This window comes from Algoriphagus sp. (assembly GCF_013373065.1).
Lineage (GTDB): Bacteria > Bacteroidota > Bacteroidia > Cytophagales > Cyclobacteriaceae > Algoriphagus.
This window is the reverse complement of sequence record NZ_JABXIN010000032.1, coordinates 16842-31235: the sequence shown is the minus strand read 5'-3', so window position 1 is coordinate 31235 and position 14394 is coordinate 16842. Positions and strand designations below refer to the sequence as shown.

Below are 14394 nucleotides of genomic sequence, written 5' to 3'. Positions count from 1 at the left end.
TATTTGTATATACATTTAAATGCCTAAATTTTTTTAGCCCCGCATTTTATCCAACAGATCATTCAATTGCTCTACTTCTTGCTGATTGAGGTGGATCAAGTTTCGATTTGATTCCTCTACTTTAACTTCCAATTCATTTAGAAGCGTAAGTCCTTTTTCTGAAATAATGACATCTACTTGTCTGCGATCAGTTGGACATTCCTCCCGGATGAGATAACCTTTTGATTTTAATTTTTCTACCAAGCGAGAAGCGTTTGACATTTTATTCAACATTCGATCTTGGATTGAGGAAACTGTGATCGGCTTTCCATTTTGTCCCCGAAGGATACGTAACACATTATATTGTTCGGGAGAAAGATCGTATGGCTTAAAGAGTGAATTTTGGATGGTTACTAAGTAACTATGGGTGAATAATAAATTAACCACCGCCTTGTTGTACGGATCCTTAAATTCCCTTTGCCGGATCGCTTCTTCGATTTTCCCCATATTAATTACAAATGAATTTAATGTATATACATACAAATGTAAGGAAAGGTTTCATATCAAGAAAAAAATAATTGAGAATTTTTCTTTTTCCCATGAATTTCAACATCAGAAATTCAGCTAAAAAGGAAGAGTAAATTGAAATTATTTTGAAATTGAAAAAGACTTATAAGCAAATATCCACATAAGATAGTTAGCCATAGATGAGAAAATCTACAGCATGTACTGTGAAAAAATTTTTATCAAAAAAACAAGCTCAAAATAGCTGTAAGGGCATTTTTTGAATTATTGATGAGTTTTTGATGTATGTAAACTTTTTCTCTGATGAATAGTTGTAGCATATGATATTTTGCTGTTTTGTAACTGTTTAAAGACATTAGAAAAAAATTTTAATTCTTATGAAAAACAATTTTCCCAAAATCATTGCGGTTTTATCGCTTTTGGCTTTGAGCTGGGCCTGTGACAATGGATATTCAGAGGTGCCAGTTGTGGACACTCCTCCTAAAATTACACTAGGAGCAATCACAAGTGGCTTGACAGAAGGCCAAGATTTTAAAATTAATGTGTCGCTGGACGATGGAGTTGACAATGGAGCGATCAGTTCCCTATCAACTTTGGATTATGTGATCACAAGTAGTGGATCAACAATAGCTTCAGGAACTGAAGCATTGACTGGTGATAAGCAAACTGTAACTATTACCATCGCTGGTGGATTTGAGGCTGGAGATTACAATCTGGATGTTAAAGCTACTGATACCAATGGAAATTCTGAATCTGATAATGTATCTTTTACGGTTGCTTCCTTGAAGCCAGCCTTTGACATTACCGGTACTTGGCTAGTAGAACCTGTTGCTGGATCTCTTGCGGTTGGACCAAGTCCAGGTAATGGAGAGTGGTTTGCAATTGATGGTGGTGGCGTGGCAGCCCGCTCTTGTTTCTATGATGATACATACACATTTGGGGAAGACGGTTCATTAGTGATTGGTCTTGGTGATGCAACTTGGCTGGAAACATGGCAAGGAGTTGATTCCGACCGATGCGGAACTCCTGTTGCTCCATACAGTGGCGGAACTTACGAGTATACTTATACAAGCACTTCTTTGACGGTAATCGGAGAAGGAGCATACGTAGGACTACCTAAGGTGAACAATGCCGGCGAAGTTTCTCAGGGAGCAGCTATTCCTGATCAAATCACTTACACAATCGTAGATCCTGTCGTAGACGGAAATACACGTAGAATGACGCTTCGAATTGAGGCTGGTTCAGGTGTTTGGTGGGATTTCAAATTAATCTCTGGTGAAATTGGATCTGGAGGAAATGAAACCACTTCTATCGAAGGTAACTGGAAAATGGAGCCAATCGCAGGAGCGTTTGGTGTTGGGCCTTCTGAAGGAAGTACAGAATGGTTTGCAAATAGTGCAGATGATGTAAATGCTCGTGCATGCTTCTTTGATGATGTCTACACTTTTGCAGAGGATGGAACCTACTCTTATAACTTAGGGGATCAAACATGGCTTGAAGAATGGCAAGGTGGTTCTCCTTCTTGCGGCACTCCAGTTGCTCCACATGACGGAAGTGGAAATTACACCTATACATTCGATGGTTCTTCACTTACTTTAAGTGGAATAGGAGCTCATATCGCCTTGCCTAAGGTTGGAAACGCAGGTGAATTACCAAATGTTGATGTTCCAGAAAGCATCACATACAAGGTAGTAAGCCTTACCGAACAAGATGGAGTGAAAAAGATGACACTCCACATTGAAGCAGGTTCAGGAGTTTGGTGGACATTCAAGCTTATTTCTGAGTAATAATCTTTAATTAAAACACCCGGTAGCTTTTTATAGGTACCGGGTGTCTTTTTTTAACTTAACCCAAAACTCCATGAAATTTTCTAACAGAGTATATCCTATCTTTTTCCTAATCCTTTCCACAGGACTATTTTTCTCCTGTGATTCTGAGGATAAAGATAATCCCGGAGGCTCTAACCCTGACAATAATGTATCGCAGGTGGTCATCCCAGAAGATGGTGCTACTTCTCCCACCTCTTATCCCGGTATGACTCTGGTATGGGAAGATGATTTTGAGGGAAGCAGCTTGGACATCGCCAACTGGTCCCATGAAATTGGAACTGGCGACAATGGCTGGGGGAATAATGAGCTGCAATATTATCGTTCCCAAAACACCTCTGTAGAACGTGGACACTTAATCATTACCGCCAAAAAGGAGTCCTTTAATGGAAGTGAATACACCTCTTCCCGAATTGTATCCCAAAACAAAAAACAATTCCGATATGGACGAGTAGACATTCGTGCCGTATTGCCACGAGGTCAGGGGATGTGGCCAGCACTTTGGATGCTAGGCTCAAATTTCCCAGAGGTAGGCTGGCCTGCCTGCGGTGAAATTGACATTATGGAGATGGTTGGTGGACAAGGCCGGGAAAATACCGTTCATGGCACCGTTCACTGGCAGAATGATGGATCGCATGCGGAATTTAGCGGCTCCTACAAAATCCCTTCAGGAACACTTGCCGACAAATTTCATGTCTTTTCGATCGAGTGGACCTCAAGTCGAATTACTTGGTATATCGATAATCAAAAATACCATGAGATAGATACCACGCCTGCCCAATTGGATGAATTTAGAAGAAGCTTCTTCTTCATCATGAATGTAGCGGTAGGTGGAAATTGGCCGGGCCCTCCAAATAATACTACCGTCTTTCCACAACATATGATTGTGGATTACATCCGAGTATTTCAATTTGATTAAATAAAAAAAGCCCTTCCGGGCTTTTTTTATTTGTGATTCTCCAACCAATCGCTGAGAAGCTGATTGACAACTTCAGGCTTTTCTATACAGCTACTATGACCTGCACCGGGGATGCGATGAAGAACTGAGCCCGATATCCCCATTTGAATAAATTTAGCCTTTTCGGGTTTCGTAGCGACATCCTCATCTCCTACGACAATCATGGTGGGACACGAAATTGAAGCCAATTCATCCTCCACACTATTTCTATAAATCACCCCCTCCACTGGCCCTGTGATCGATTTTTTATTCGACATCAACTCCTTTTTCCAATGCTTGATCTCCTCGCGATTAGCCTTATTAGAAAGCCAAGATTCAGCAAACATGATCGGCATCACTTTATTGGCTACAGGCGGAATAATTCCAAACCATTTCACAATTCCATTGAGGGTTTTGTATTTGGGCAAGTTCTCTACAGGTTCTGCATTGGCAGAAGTCTCCAGCAGTACCAAGCTTTTGATCAAATCGGGTCTCCTTGCGGCAAGCCGCATGCCAACAAAACCTCCCATTGATAGTCCTACAAAATGAACTTTTCCAAGATTAAGATTTTCAATTAATCCTGCGGCATCATTAGCAACTGTATCCATATCAAAAGGGCCTTTGACTTCACTTTGACCTTGGCCCCTGTGATCATAGGCGATGACACGATTTTTTTTTGATAATTCCTCAATTTGGGAAGCAAACATTTTATGACTCCATAAAAGGCCATGAGAGAAAAGAACAGTTTCCTTTCCATCTCCTTTTTCAACATAAAAAAGCTTAACCCCATTGGCTTCTACTTGCGGCATATCTTCTAAACTTTAAATCACCAATCTAATCCTGGCTGAGTCAATCGGGCATTTTCTCTGGCTTTGTGCTGATCTACGATTTCTTTGACATCTTGAAGAAGTTTTTTGGCGTCATAGATCACTCCATCCTTCACTGTATACTTTACCCCACCTACTCTCACGGGTTGGTTGTCTTCATCTACTCGAATAGCTCCCGTGCCATAAAGAACCTTCAAGTTTTGTAGTGGGTTTTCTTCCAAAATGACAAAATCTGCCAATTTCCCTACTTCGACAGTTCCAATTTCCTTTTCCATACCCAATGCTTCCGCACCGTACATAGTCGCAGAGCGAATCACTTCCAATGGATGAAACCCTGCTTCCCGAAGCAATTCCAACTCACGGATATAAGCAAAACCATAAAGCTGGTAAATGAATCCTGAATCAGAACCTGCTGTCACCCGTCCACCTCTGTTTTTGTACTCATTCACAAAAGTCATCCACAAGCGATAATTTTCTTTCCATTGAAGCTCTTCCTCTGTGGTCCAATCAAACCAATATGAACCGTGGGATTGGCGGCTAGGGGCATAAAATCTCCAAAGGGATGGAAGTGTATAGGTTTCATGCCATTCTGCTCTACGGGCTCGCATCAAGTCGCGATTAGCCTCATAAATGTTAAACGTAGGATCCAGAGTAAAATCTAACTCCAACAATTCATTCATAACTTTATTCCAATGATCCGAGTAAGGTGGGGCAGCTTGCTTCCAAAGTTTACCTGCTTCAGCAAAGCGATGCTGCTCGTTTTGATAATTGTAATCCAATCTAAAGTCCTGAATCGTTCGATCCTGGAATAAAGCCTCAGGAAGCCCATACCAGTGTTCCATAGAGGTTAATCCAGCTCTCGCAGAATGAAGCACATTCCAGCGGGCAACGTCCAATTGCTGGTGATGCATAGCCGAACGAAGTCCAATCCGCTTATTTTCAGAAATTGCCGCTTGCATCACTTCTGGGTTAGCACCAAAAAATTTAATTCCATCAGCGCCCTTTGCCTTATTTTGATTTACCCAAGCCTTTGCCTGCTCCGCGTTCACAATAGGCTCTTCAGACCCCTGACCAAATGATGTGTAGGCCAATATTCGAGGCGCTGTAATTGAATTTTCTAATGACCTCTTCTTTTCACTCAACACCCAATCCAATCCATTACCGGCGGATGGATCCCGAATGGTCGTAACTCCATGCGCCATCCATAATTTATATACATATTCTGCTGGGGTTCCTTGCCCTGTGCCTCCAATATGCGCATGCATATCAATAAATCCAGGTAAGAGGTAATGCCCTTCCAAATCAATTTCTTTGGTGTTTTCATCAGCCTTTGGCCTTCTTCCTTCTCGGATCGGCAATCCTGGATATCCAACTACTTGAATTTGGGCGATCCGGTTCTTTTCAACCACAATATCAACAGGCCCAACTGGCGGTGCACCCGTACCATCAATTAAAACAACTCCTCTAAGAATAAGTCTGTCATAAGGCCCATCTCCTTCTTCTCGATCAGGAGCTGGCATGATTTGAGAAAATGCCTGAATAGAAACAAGCGTGACTATCAGGCCAAGAAGTAATTTTCGCATAATGATTTGGTTAGTGGATGATATAAGACAATAAGTTAGAAGAAAAAAACAACAGGAAAAAATCACTTAGAGATTGCCTGGCACAAAAAAAGTCCGGCAATTGTACCGGACTTCTAAATGAGAAGGATTTCGACTTATAAATCCTTGAATTGATCCATGATCTCTTCGGAAATCCCTGTAAAGGAATACCCACCATCATGATAAAGGTTTTGCATTGTTACCATTCGCGTCATATCTGAGAACATGGTTACAATGTAATCCGCACAAGACTCTGCGGAGGCATTTCCAAGTGGTGAAAGTTTTTCTGCAAAATTGAAGAAAGAGTCAAATCCACCAATACCTGTTCCAGCAGTTGTCTTCGTCGGAGATTGGGAAATGGTATTTACACGGACTTTTTTCAGCTTTCCGAATCGATATCCATACCCTCTTGCGATGCTTTCCAAAAGTGCTTTGGCATCAGCCATATCAGTATAGAAAGGATATACTCGCTGGGCAGCAATGTAAGAAAGTCCAACGATGGAAGCCCACTCATTCATGATGTCCATCTTCTCAGCTACATGCATCATCTTATGGAAAGAAATAGCAGAGACATCATAGGATTTCATGGCCCAATCATAATTGAGCTCACCATAAGAACGACCTTTTCGAATATTCGGTGACATTCCGATTGAGTGAAGAAGAAAATCAAAATTTCCTCCTAGAAACTCTTTTGCTTCAGCATAAAGTTTTTCAACATCCTCAACAACTGTGGCATCTGCAGGAATGACGATGGTATTGCATTCTTCGGCAAGTTCTTTAATAGCTCCCATTCGCATAGCGATAGGGGCATTTGTCAGGACAAATCGTCCGCCTTGTTCTTTTACCTTGAGAGCGGTTTTCCAGGCGATTGAGTTTTCATCTAAAGCACCGGTGATAATTCCGACTTTCCCTTTTAGCAAGTTTTCTGGCATATGAAATTGGGTTGATTTCAAAAGTTTTGTTCAAAAATAGAGAAAATTCGGGAGTTCTTCCCTCAATTAGTAAGAAGCTCCTTGGCACTTTCAAGTGCAGAATCCGAAGGTTGGGCCCCAGCAATCATTTTTGCCAATTCTTGTACCCGCTCATTCTCATCCAAAAGTTTGATTTTGGATACGGTTTTAGCAGCTGAATTATCCTTAAAAACAAAATAATGCTTATCTCCTTTGGCAGCTACCTGAGGCAAATGGGTAATACAAATTATTTGATGATTTTGGGCTATATCTTTCATCATCCGTACCATCTGCAAAGCAACCTCTCCTGAAATCCCTGTATCAATTTCATCAAAAATAAGTGTAGGCAGTGCCATTTTATCGGCCATCAAGTATTTGATTGCAAAAAGTAAGCGAGAGAATTCCCCTCCCGAAGCCACTTTCTTCAAAGGCTGCAGCTGAGATCCTTTATTGGCAGAAAAAAGCATTTCGATTTGATCCAAACCGGACGAACTCGGATGAATGGATTGATGCTCAAATTTGATCCGGGCATTTTCCATTCCCAAGCGATGCAGCAAGGTCTCCATTGATTTTTCAAAGGAAGGAAAACAGGATTTTCGCTTGGCTGTTAATACCTCCCCTGCTTTTTTCATCAAATCTTCATCTCGACCAAATTCCTTTTCTGCTTTTTCCAGTAACTCATCTAAATTTTGAAACTCGAAAACACGGTCAGCCAAATTCTTCTCGATCGCTATAAGTTCTTCTACAGAAAGTACCCCATGTTTCTTTTGAAGCTGGTAAATCTTGCTTAATCGTTCGCGAGTTTCCTCAAGCTTTTCAAAATCCACCTCCACTTTCAAGTCTTCTTCCTCCAAGGTTTCAACCAAATCTTTCAATTCAATCAAGGCTGACTGAAAGCGCTCTTTGACATCTGAAAACTTATGTGCCAATCGCTCAAGGTTTTGGAGTTGTTGCTGGATTTGTGCCAAGCCTTGCAAAACACCAAATTGATCATCCTGAAAAAGACTGACAATCTCATGGATTTTAGATTTGATTTCTTCTGCGTTTTCCAGAATCTCTTGATTGGACTCCAATTCATCTTGCTCCCCTTCCACCAAAGAAAGTGCACTTAACTCTTCTAACTGAAATTGGTTGAAATCAGCTTCTTTTTGAAGTTCCAGGGCCTTTCTCTTAAGCTCTTCTAAGTTCTCCTTTGCTTTTCGAAAGGCCTTATATTTCTCTTTGTAATCAATCAATTCCTTAAATGATCCGGAAAATGCATCCACTAAGCCTAACTGATAGGAACCCTCTCCAAGCAAAAGCGTGTCATGCTGTGAATGCACATCCATGAGCCTTGCCCCGAGCTCTTTTAAAACCTCCAATAATACTGGTGAATCATTCACAAAGGACCTTGATTTTCCGGAAGGACTGATTTCTCTACGAATGATACAGGGTTCTTCATAATCCAATTCATGCTCCTCAAAAAATTCCTTCAACCCATATTCTCCGATTTCAAACCAGCCTTCAATGATGCATTTTCGATCCTCATGAAGAAGCACTTTGGTATCGGCTCGTTTTCCAAGAAGTAATCCAACAGCTCCAAGCATGATTGACTTCCCCGCACCTGTCTCACCGGTCACCATATTCAAACCGGAACCAGGCTGCATATGCAGATCATCGATCAAAGCATAATTAGAAATACTGAGGGTTTTGAGCATGAATCTTGGTTTTGCACAAAGCTAAAAAATCCCATCTAGCTTTTCAGCAGCTCATTGTACTTTCTAGCATTATTGGGGTCGACTTCAAGTAGTAATTCGACTACCTCAGTCCGAATCTCAAGAGGGGCATTTTTGAAAATTTGACTTATCTCATCCCCTTTAGCATCCATGAAAGCAATGGTGAAAATACCGTTTGGCTGGGCATTATTTGCTTCAGCCACTAAGCGTATTGCCTCCAGCATATTTTGATAGGCTTTATCTGGATCAATCTGAAGAATATCCAAGCCTTGTCGGTGATAAAGGTAATAGGCATCCCGAATGGAGGAATAAACGGAAGAGGAATAAATATCATTGATCAGCCAAAATCGGTTCCTTCGATCCGAATTGCTTTGTCCCCATCCTGCTCTTCCTGATTGCTGCGCATTATTGACAATGTCATTTGCAACCGCAAAAAATGAATTCCCTCCCCGGCTTTCAAAACTATCATAATCCAAACCCACTGCTATGTTCGCGTAGAATGCCAACAGAGAAGAAATATTATTTAAAAAGGTAAATCGATTGAATTCGATGGGTTGAGATTCTATAAATTCAAAATTCCAATTTCGGTCTGCAAAGTTTAATAGAAGAGTTTCATAATTGGTTCCATAGACAGGACGAACAGTTTGGACCTGAACCGTCGCCGAAAACGAACCTACCGTAGTCGCCTCATTGATGGTAATCAGCAAATTTCCCTTGATGCGTTCTTCTGGTCGAAACTCATTTGATGTCCAAGACCGGCCATTCAAAAACTGCTCAAAAGCAGTTTTCATTTGATTAAAAATATCCGTGTTCTGGAGATTGGACCGCTCACTGTTTATGATGACGGTAAAATTTAACTCCTGGGAAAAGGAGTGCAGACTAAAGCTCAAGAAAATAAAAAGGATAGCTGCCGTTTTCTTCATGGATTACAAGTAAGGAAAAAATCAGACGAGAGTCCAGCTTGATTCCCTTTTGATTTCATCTAAAATCAATCCCGCGATTTCTTTTTTCGGAGCAATTTCGGAAACCACCTTTTGTCCGCCTTTAGAAAAAATTGTCACGCGATTAGTATCTAAACGAAATCCCGCTCCTTTTTCTTTCATCGAATTCAAAACAATCAAGTCAAAGTTTTTTCGGCTCAGTTTCTCCTGAGCATTTTCCTCCTCATTTACAGTTTCAAGGGCAAAGCCTACATGCAGTTGATTGGGCTTTTTCAATTTCCCAAGTTCTTGAGCAATATCCACATTCTTTTTCAACTGTATTTCGAGGAATTCTCCTTGCTTTTTGATCTTTTCCGAAGCTACACTCGCGGGAGCATAATCGGCTACCGCAGCTGCAAAAATCATTACATCTAATTGGGTGTGAACCGCTTTAGCAGCCTGAAACATTTCTTGGGCACTATGAACATCTTCCCAATGGAATTTCTCCTTGTTTACAGGAATAGATACGGGACCTGAAATTACCCAAACTTCAGCCCCTCTTTCGATAAGAGCTTCGGCAAGCGCATAGCCCATTTTACCACTGGAATGATTGCTGATAAATCGAACGGGGTCCAAGGCCTCCTGGGTGGGGCCCATTGTCAAACCTACTTTTTTACCTTTGAAATCCTGCTCCTTCTCAAAAAACTGCTTCAGCTCATCGATAATGGACTCAGGCTCCATCATCCGCCCCTGACCTGAAAGTCCGGAGGCCAATTCCCCACTTTCCGCATCTAACAGTTTATGCCCAAAAGACTGAAGCGTTTGAATATTTTTTCTGACAGCGGGATGCTGGTACATATCCAAATCCATCGCTGGAGCAAACCATACCGGACAGCGCGCAGAAAGGTAAGTAGCGAGTAAAAGATTGTCGCATTGGCCATTCGCCATCTTGGCCAAGGTATTTGCTGAAAGGGGCGCAAAAATCATCAAATCAGCCCACAATCCTAATTCCACGTGATTGTTCCAAACCCCGGTTTCATCTTTTTGAAATTCATGGAGGACCGGGCGCTTGGAAAGTGTTGCCAAGGTCAAAGGGCTTATAAAATCAAGAGCAGAGGTACTCATTATGATTTGCACCTCTGCTCCTTCTTTGATTAAAAGTCTTGTAAGAAAAGCAGATTTATAAGCAGCGATGCTGCCCGTTATTCCTAAAAGAATCCGCTTTCCTGCAAGCCCCATTATTCTGCTTGTTCTTCTGGATATCTGTAGTAAACCTTTCCTTCCAAAAACTCTTCCATTGCCAAGGTAGAAGGCTTAGGCATACGCTCATAAAACTTTGAGATCTCGATCTGCTCTTTGTTTTCGAAAACCTCTTCCAAGTTATCTACAGTAGAAGCAAATTCAGAAAGTTTGTTGTTTAACTCTTCTTTCAAATTGTTTGAAATCTGCTTAGCTCGCTGTCCTACGATATGAATGGACTCGTAGATATTGCCAGTTGATTCAGAAACTTTGTCCAAATCGCGTGTGATGATGGATGGATTAACTGCCATATGAATTATTTTATTTGTTTTCGTTCGATTGATTGGTAGCAGGATCTAGAATCTTGTTTTTCTCAGCTTCTTCTCGTTCTGCTATATCTTTCTTCAGTTTTAAATGCTTGTCAAGTTCCTCACGGGCTTCCGTTTCATAGCTTTTCACCTCAGCAGTGAATTTACTATCCGGATATCTTCTGTAGAAGTTCAAGACATGGGTAAATACATCGTTGAGACGTTCCTCTTTTTTAGAAAATGCACTGTTTACCGCATAACCAGTACTTACTTCAACAAGTTTGTAAGCAAGCTCTTCATTGTATTCACTTTCCGGGAAGTCTTTCGCAAAGTTTTGGAAGTTCACGATGCAAGCCCTGTAAAAATCCCCTGGGAAAAGTCCGTCCTTTAATCGATAGTACATTTGAGACTCTTCGTAGGCTTTTCGCTCAAAACGATCCTCTAGATCTTCCAACATCTCCAAAGCTCGTTCGTAGGAATCGGAACCCGGATATCTTGTTACAAATTGTTGGATAGCTGCTACAGCCTCTTGACTACTTTGCTGATCCAAATTGAAATCAGGAGAATCTAAATAAAGGGAATAGGCATGCATGAATAGTGCTTCTTCTGCCAATGGACTACGGTTATACGTTCGGTAGAAATTATTGAAATAGCCCGCAGATTCGATATATCGCTTGGTCTTAAAGTGACAGTAAGCATAGTTATAATCTGCTAACTCTGCCTTTTCACTTCCTCGAATAATCGGAAGCACCTTATCATAGAGAATAATGGCCTTGTTGTATTCACCATCTTGGTAATACTTATTAGCCCCTTCATAAAGTTCTTCCCAATTGGTACTCTTTTCCAATTTGGCAAAAGGACCGCAGGAATAAAAGAGGGAAACTGCTGTGATTATGATAAGGGAAATTCGACGCATGCTCATTTTCAAGACCGCAAATATACGGGATAATTGTTGGTATTCAAACGAATAGAGAATGGGGAGATTACTTCTTCACAACGAGTTTTTTTGTCACAATATTTTTATTGTCGACAAAAAGTGTGTAAAAATATACTCCTGGATGAAAATCGGAAACATTGATCACCAAGGTATTTTGGTCAGGTCCGAGCTCATATTCAGCCACTGGGTTTCCTATAAAACTATTGATCGTAATTTTGGCATTCGCCTGTGGCTTTTTCAATACATAATCCAGCTGTGCAATCCGATTGCTAGGATTAGGGTAAACATCACTGATCCGAATCGCATCGTAATCTGACTCATCTGCCTTTTCCTCCGGATTTACCACTCGATATTGGGCTTCAACTACAAACGATTCGCGGATATTTTTCTCATTTACAAAAATCAAATCAAATCCCCCTCGAGTTTCGGTAATCCCTAAAGAGAACTCCAAATAGAAATCAGTAACAATTTCTCCAGGCTCCAAACTGATTTTGATTTTGGCCAAATCCCGCTTCGCATCGAAGCAGTTTTCACCAAAACAAATTTTCATGTCTTGGGAAGAACCAATATTTCCATTGATATTTTTTAGAAAATAGGTTTTGGGAGAATCCCCTTCATTCTGAAGGATAATTGTCTTACGTTGAGAAGCTCCAATCGAACCATCAAACTCCAATCGCTCGCTCAAAACACGCACATCCTGCGCTTCCACCATCAACGGCAGGAACATTAGGAGTGTCCATGTAAAAAATTTGAGAAAGTTATTCATGTAGAAGTTTCGTCGATATACCTGTAGTCTGTTGATTCTGAATAGAAATATACACAACAAATCTACGTAGTAGGTAATGTCGGGACGAAAATTTCCGGTTAATTGTTGTTAACCTCTATAAAATTTTTTGAGATTTTATTCGTTGGGCAAATTTTGACTTTTCTGGAGTGGCACCAAAGTCCTTTTTTTTGCATTTGCCTTCCATTTTTCAAGAGATTTTTGGATTTCTTCATCTGAAGGCATTCGAATCTCAGCATCCGGAACATCAAATAAATTTTTTGCATCTGGATCGATTTCAATCACAGATCTCCAGGCCAAAATCGTCTCCATGGTTGGTTTTTCTTCAGCTCTCCAGACAAATCCTTCCAACTTTCCTCCATCCTCTCCTATGTCTTGAACGGGAATAAACTTCCCCTCCGGCTTGACCCCATAATTAACCTTGGTAAGTTGCCCATCTTCAAACCCCATGCGGATGGTGGCTGATAAAGTTTTATTAACTCCTTGCACCAAGGTATCCCCTTCCAAGGCATAATACAGCGACTCTCCATTTCCATCGATATCTAATCGACTTAACTGCCCATCTGTGAAAAAGCCAGTCATGGACCTCCCTTTCATTTGATTAAAATTCAGCAAGGTATCCGACATGACCGCGAAAGCATTATTTTTTACAAAGAGCTCCTTGATCTGCTCATTTTCAATAAAAAATGTCATGGAATCCGCTGTGATCTGACTTTTCTGATTCCAAATTACAGGGTCTTTGAAAAGTTGAATCGTAGAGTCAGCATAATTATAGCTGAGAGAATCAGCAATTCCAGCCATGTCTTGTTTGACTAATTGGATGGATGAAAAGGCAAGCAAATACTTCAAAGAATCAGATTCATGATCTTGTGAAATCAAGGTATCTGCAGTTAGAAAAAGTGTATCTGCTTCGAAATAACGCCTTACCAAGGCGTTTCCATAAACCTGACTATAACCTCTATCTTCCCAATATTGACCTCTATCCCCAAAAATTTCCACCTGCCTTTCTTTATTCAAGACCCGGACATCTTGCAGTCCCTCATAATAGGCTTCATTCTCTCGATAAATAAGCTCCCCTGCTTTTACACGACTGTTTTCTGTCTCAACTACCCCATCAAAGAAGCGAAAGCTTTTTGCTTGGGTGTCATAAAAACTCCCCTTCTCTGCATCCAGTGTGTTTCCATCTTTAGAAACAAGATTTGTCAAACCTTTTGTTTCGGCAGTTTTTGGTACAGTGAGGTAGACCAAATAGTTGGTCTTCATGGTATAATCAGGATTAACGAGGACAACCTCATCAGTAAAAGTGATCCGTTCTTGATTCACTTCATATCGACCTCGTTGACTGGTAAGGACGTTGGTAGAATCCACGACACGGCCTCCATTGAAATACGTTGCAATATTTCCAGCTCGGTCATAATTCAGGTAATCCGTGTAAACTGTGGTCTCCAAATTTGAGAAAACCACGTTCGTCCGAAGTTTTGCCAACTTGATATTACCATCGTATTCTGCGTAGGCGCTTCGGGTAGTGACCGAATCCTGCTCATCTTCGATAAACACCCTTCCAAATAATTCAGCTCGATTTTCCATTCTGAAAAAATGAGCAGAATCGCACGTAATCAAGGTGCTTTGATTTTTCATCCGGACGGAACCAATCAAGCGCTCAAAGCCATCAGCGCCTTTTAAAGAATCAGCCTGCAAAATTTCTAGTGTATTTCCCTGCGCATTTGCCCTACCTCGCTGCTGACCCTGAAGGGAATGCAAAGACAACAGGAACAAACTGCAGAACAGAAAAAAAACAGGGATCGATTTCATAGATGGACTCAAGTGGGCAAAATTAGTAGAAAAA

The 14394-nt window shown here is 41.0% G+C and carries 13 protein-coding genes; 2 read left to right on the top strand and 11 right to left on the bottom strand.

The genetic code is table 11. The annotated features are described in order from the left end of the window. Positions 1–33: 33 nt before the first annotated feature. On the bottom strand, positions 34–486 hold the full coding sequence (locus HWE15_RS15310) for a MarR family transcriptional regulator (protein WP_290508419.1): 453 nt from the start codon (positions 484–486) through the stop codon (positions 34–36). A gap of 395 nt (positions 487–881) precedes the next feature. On the opposite strand from HWE15_RS15310, the gene HWE15_RS15305 reads away from it, so the two are divergent. Continuing rightward, on the top strand, positions 882–2291 hold the full coding sequence (locus HWE15_RS15305; protein WP_290508418.1) for a hypothetical protein: 1410 nt from the start codon (positions 882–884) through the stop codon (positions 2289–2291). A gap of 73 nt (positions 2292–2364) precedes the next feature. Then, positions 2365–3249, top strand: a complete 885-nt coding sequence (locus HWE15_RS15300) for a glycoside hydrolase family 16 protein (RefSeq protein ID WP_290508417.1) — start codon at positions 2365–2367, stop codon at positions 3247–3249. A 26-nt stretch (positions 3250–3275) separates the two neighbouring features. Here HWE15_RS15300 and HWE15_RS15295 read toward each other — a convergent pair whose 3' ends face one another. The 10 genes from HWE15_RS15295 to HWE15_RS15250 all read right to left on the bottom strand — a co-directional run bounded on the left by HWE15_RS15295 (position 3276) and on the right by HWE15_RS15250 (position 14360). After that, on the bottom strand, positions 3276–4076 hold the full coding sequence (locus HWE15_RS15295) for an alpha/beta hydrolase (protein WP_290508416.1): 801 nt from the start codon (positions 4074–4076) through the stop codon (positions 3276–3278). A 17-nt stretch (positions 4077–4093) separates the two neighbouring features. Next, positions 4094–5677 carry an amidohydrolase family protein gene (locus HWE15_RS15290; RefSeq protein ID WP_290508415.1) on the bottom strand — a complete coding sequence of 528 codons (1584 nt, stop codon included), beginning with the start codon at positions 5675–5677 and terminating at the stop codon, positions 4094–4096. 134 nt (positions 5678–5811) lie between these two features. After that, the gene (locus HWE15_RS15285; protein WP_290508414.1) at positions 5812–6627 is read right to left on the bottom strand and encodes an SDR family oxidoreductase; all 816 of its coding nucleotides are present in this window, start codon (positions 6625–6627) and stop codon (positions 5812–5814) included. A gap of 62 nt (positions 6628–6689) precedes the next feature. Beyond that, positions 6690–8342 carry a DNA repair protein RecN gene (gene recN / locus HWE15_RS15280; protein ID WP_290508413.1) on the bottom strand — a complete coding sequence of 551 codons (1653 nt, stop codon included), beginning with the start codon at positions 8340–8342 and terminating at the stop codon, positions 6690–6692. A 35-nt stretch (positions 8343–8377) separates the two neighbouring features. Further along, positions 8378–9283: a DUF4835 family protein gene (locus HWE15_RS15275; protein WP_290508412.1), complete on the bottom strand. Its 906-nt coding sequence runs from the start codon at positions 9281–9283 to the stop codon at positions 8378–8380. Positions 9284–9304: 21 nt separating this feature from the next. Beyond that, the gene (gene coaBC / locus HWE15_RS15270; protein ID WP_290508411.1) at positions 9305–10519 is read right to left on the bottom strand and encodes a bifunctional phosphopantothenoylcysteine decarboxylase/phosphopantothenate--cysteine ligase CoaBC; all 1215 of its coding nucleotides are present in this window, start codon (positions 10517–10519) and stop codon (positions 9305–9307) included. After that, positions 10519–10830, bottom strand: coding sequence for a DNA-directed RNA polymerase subunit omega (locus HWE15_RS15265; RefSeq protein ID WP_290508410.1), 312 nt, complete (start codon positions 10828–10830; stop codon positions 10519–10521). The genes coaBC and HWE15_RS15265 overlap by 1 nt, the downstream gene beginning before the upstream one ends. A 10-nt stretch (positions 10831–10840) precedes the next feature. After that, positions 10841–11743 (bottom strand): outer membrane protein assembly factor BamD, encoded by a 903-nt coding sequence (locus tag HWE15_RS15260; RefSeq protein ID WP_290508409.1) that lies wholly within the window; start codon positions 11741–11743, stop codon positions 10841–10843. Positions 11744–11810: 67 nt separating this feature from the next. Further along, positions 11811–12530 carry a T9SS type A sorting domain-containing protein gene (locus tag HWE15_RS15255; RefSeq protein WP_290508408.1) on the bottom strand — a complete coding sequence of 240 codons (720 nt, stop codon included), beginning with the start codon at positions 12528–12530 and terminating at the stop codon, positions 11811–11813. A 135-nt stretch (positions 12531–12665) separates the two neighbouring features. Then, entirely contained in the window at positions 12666–14360 is a 1695-nt protein-coding gene (locus HWE15_RS15250) for an OstA-like protein (RefSeq protein ID WP_290508407.1), read from the bottom strand. Between the last annotated feature and the right edge of the window lie 34 nt (positions 14361–14394).

Bases quoted from the DNA above. Each gene is read 5' to 3' on its own strand.
- HWE15_RS15310 (WP_290508419.1), bottom strand. From the start codon at position 486: ATGGGGAAAATCGAAGAAGCGATCCGGCAAAGGGAATTTAAGGATCCG.
- HWE15_RS15305 (WP_290508418.1), top strand. From the start codon at position 882: ATGAAAAACAATTTTCCCAAAATCATTGCGGTTTTATCGCTTTTGGCT.
- HWE15_RS15300 (WP_290508417.1), top strand. From the start codon at position 2,365: ATGAAATTTTCTAACAGAGTATATCCTATCTTTTTCCTAATCCTTTCC.
- HWE15_RS15295 (WP_290508416.1), bottom strand. From the start codon at position 4,076: ATGCCGCAAGTAGAAGCCAATGGGGTTAAGCTTTTTTATGTTGAAAAA.
- HWE15_RS15290 (WP_290508415.1), bottom strand. From the start codon at position 5,677: ATGCGAAAATTACTTCTTGGCCTGATAGTCACGCTTGTTTCTATTCAG.
- HWE15_RS15285 (WP_290508414.1), bottom strand. From the start codon at position 6,627: ATGCCAGAAAACTTGCTAAAAGGGAAAGTCGGAATTATCACCGGTGCT.
- recN (WP_290508413.1), bottom strand. From the start codon at position 8,342: ATGCTCAAAACCCTCAGTATTTCTAATTATGCTTTGATCGATGATCTG.
- HWE15_RS15275 (WP_290508412.1), bottom strand. From the start codon at position 9,283: ATGAAGAAAACGGCAGCTATCCTTTTTATTTTCTTGAGCTTTAGTCTG.
- coaBC (WP_290508411.1), bottom strand. From the start codon at position 10,519: ATGGGGCTTGCAGGAAAGCGGATTCTTTTAGGAATAACGGGCAGCATC.
- HWE15_RS15265 (WP_290508410.1), bottom strand. From the start codon at position 10,830: ATGGCAGTTAATCCATCCATCATCACACGCGATTTGGACAAAGTTTCT.
- HWE15_RS15260 (WP_290508409.1), bottom strand. From the start codon at position 11,743: ATGCGTCGAATTTCCCTTATCATAATCACAGCAGTTTCCCTCTTTTAT.
- HWE15_RS15255 (WP_290508408.1), bottom strand. From the start codon at position 12,530: ATGAATAACTTTCTCAAATTTTTTACATGGACACTCCTAATGTTCCTG.
- HWE15_RS15250 (WP_290508407.1), bottom strand. From the start codon at position 14,360: ATGAAATCGATCCCTGTTTTTTTTCTGTTCTGCAGTTTGTTCCTGTTG.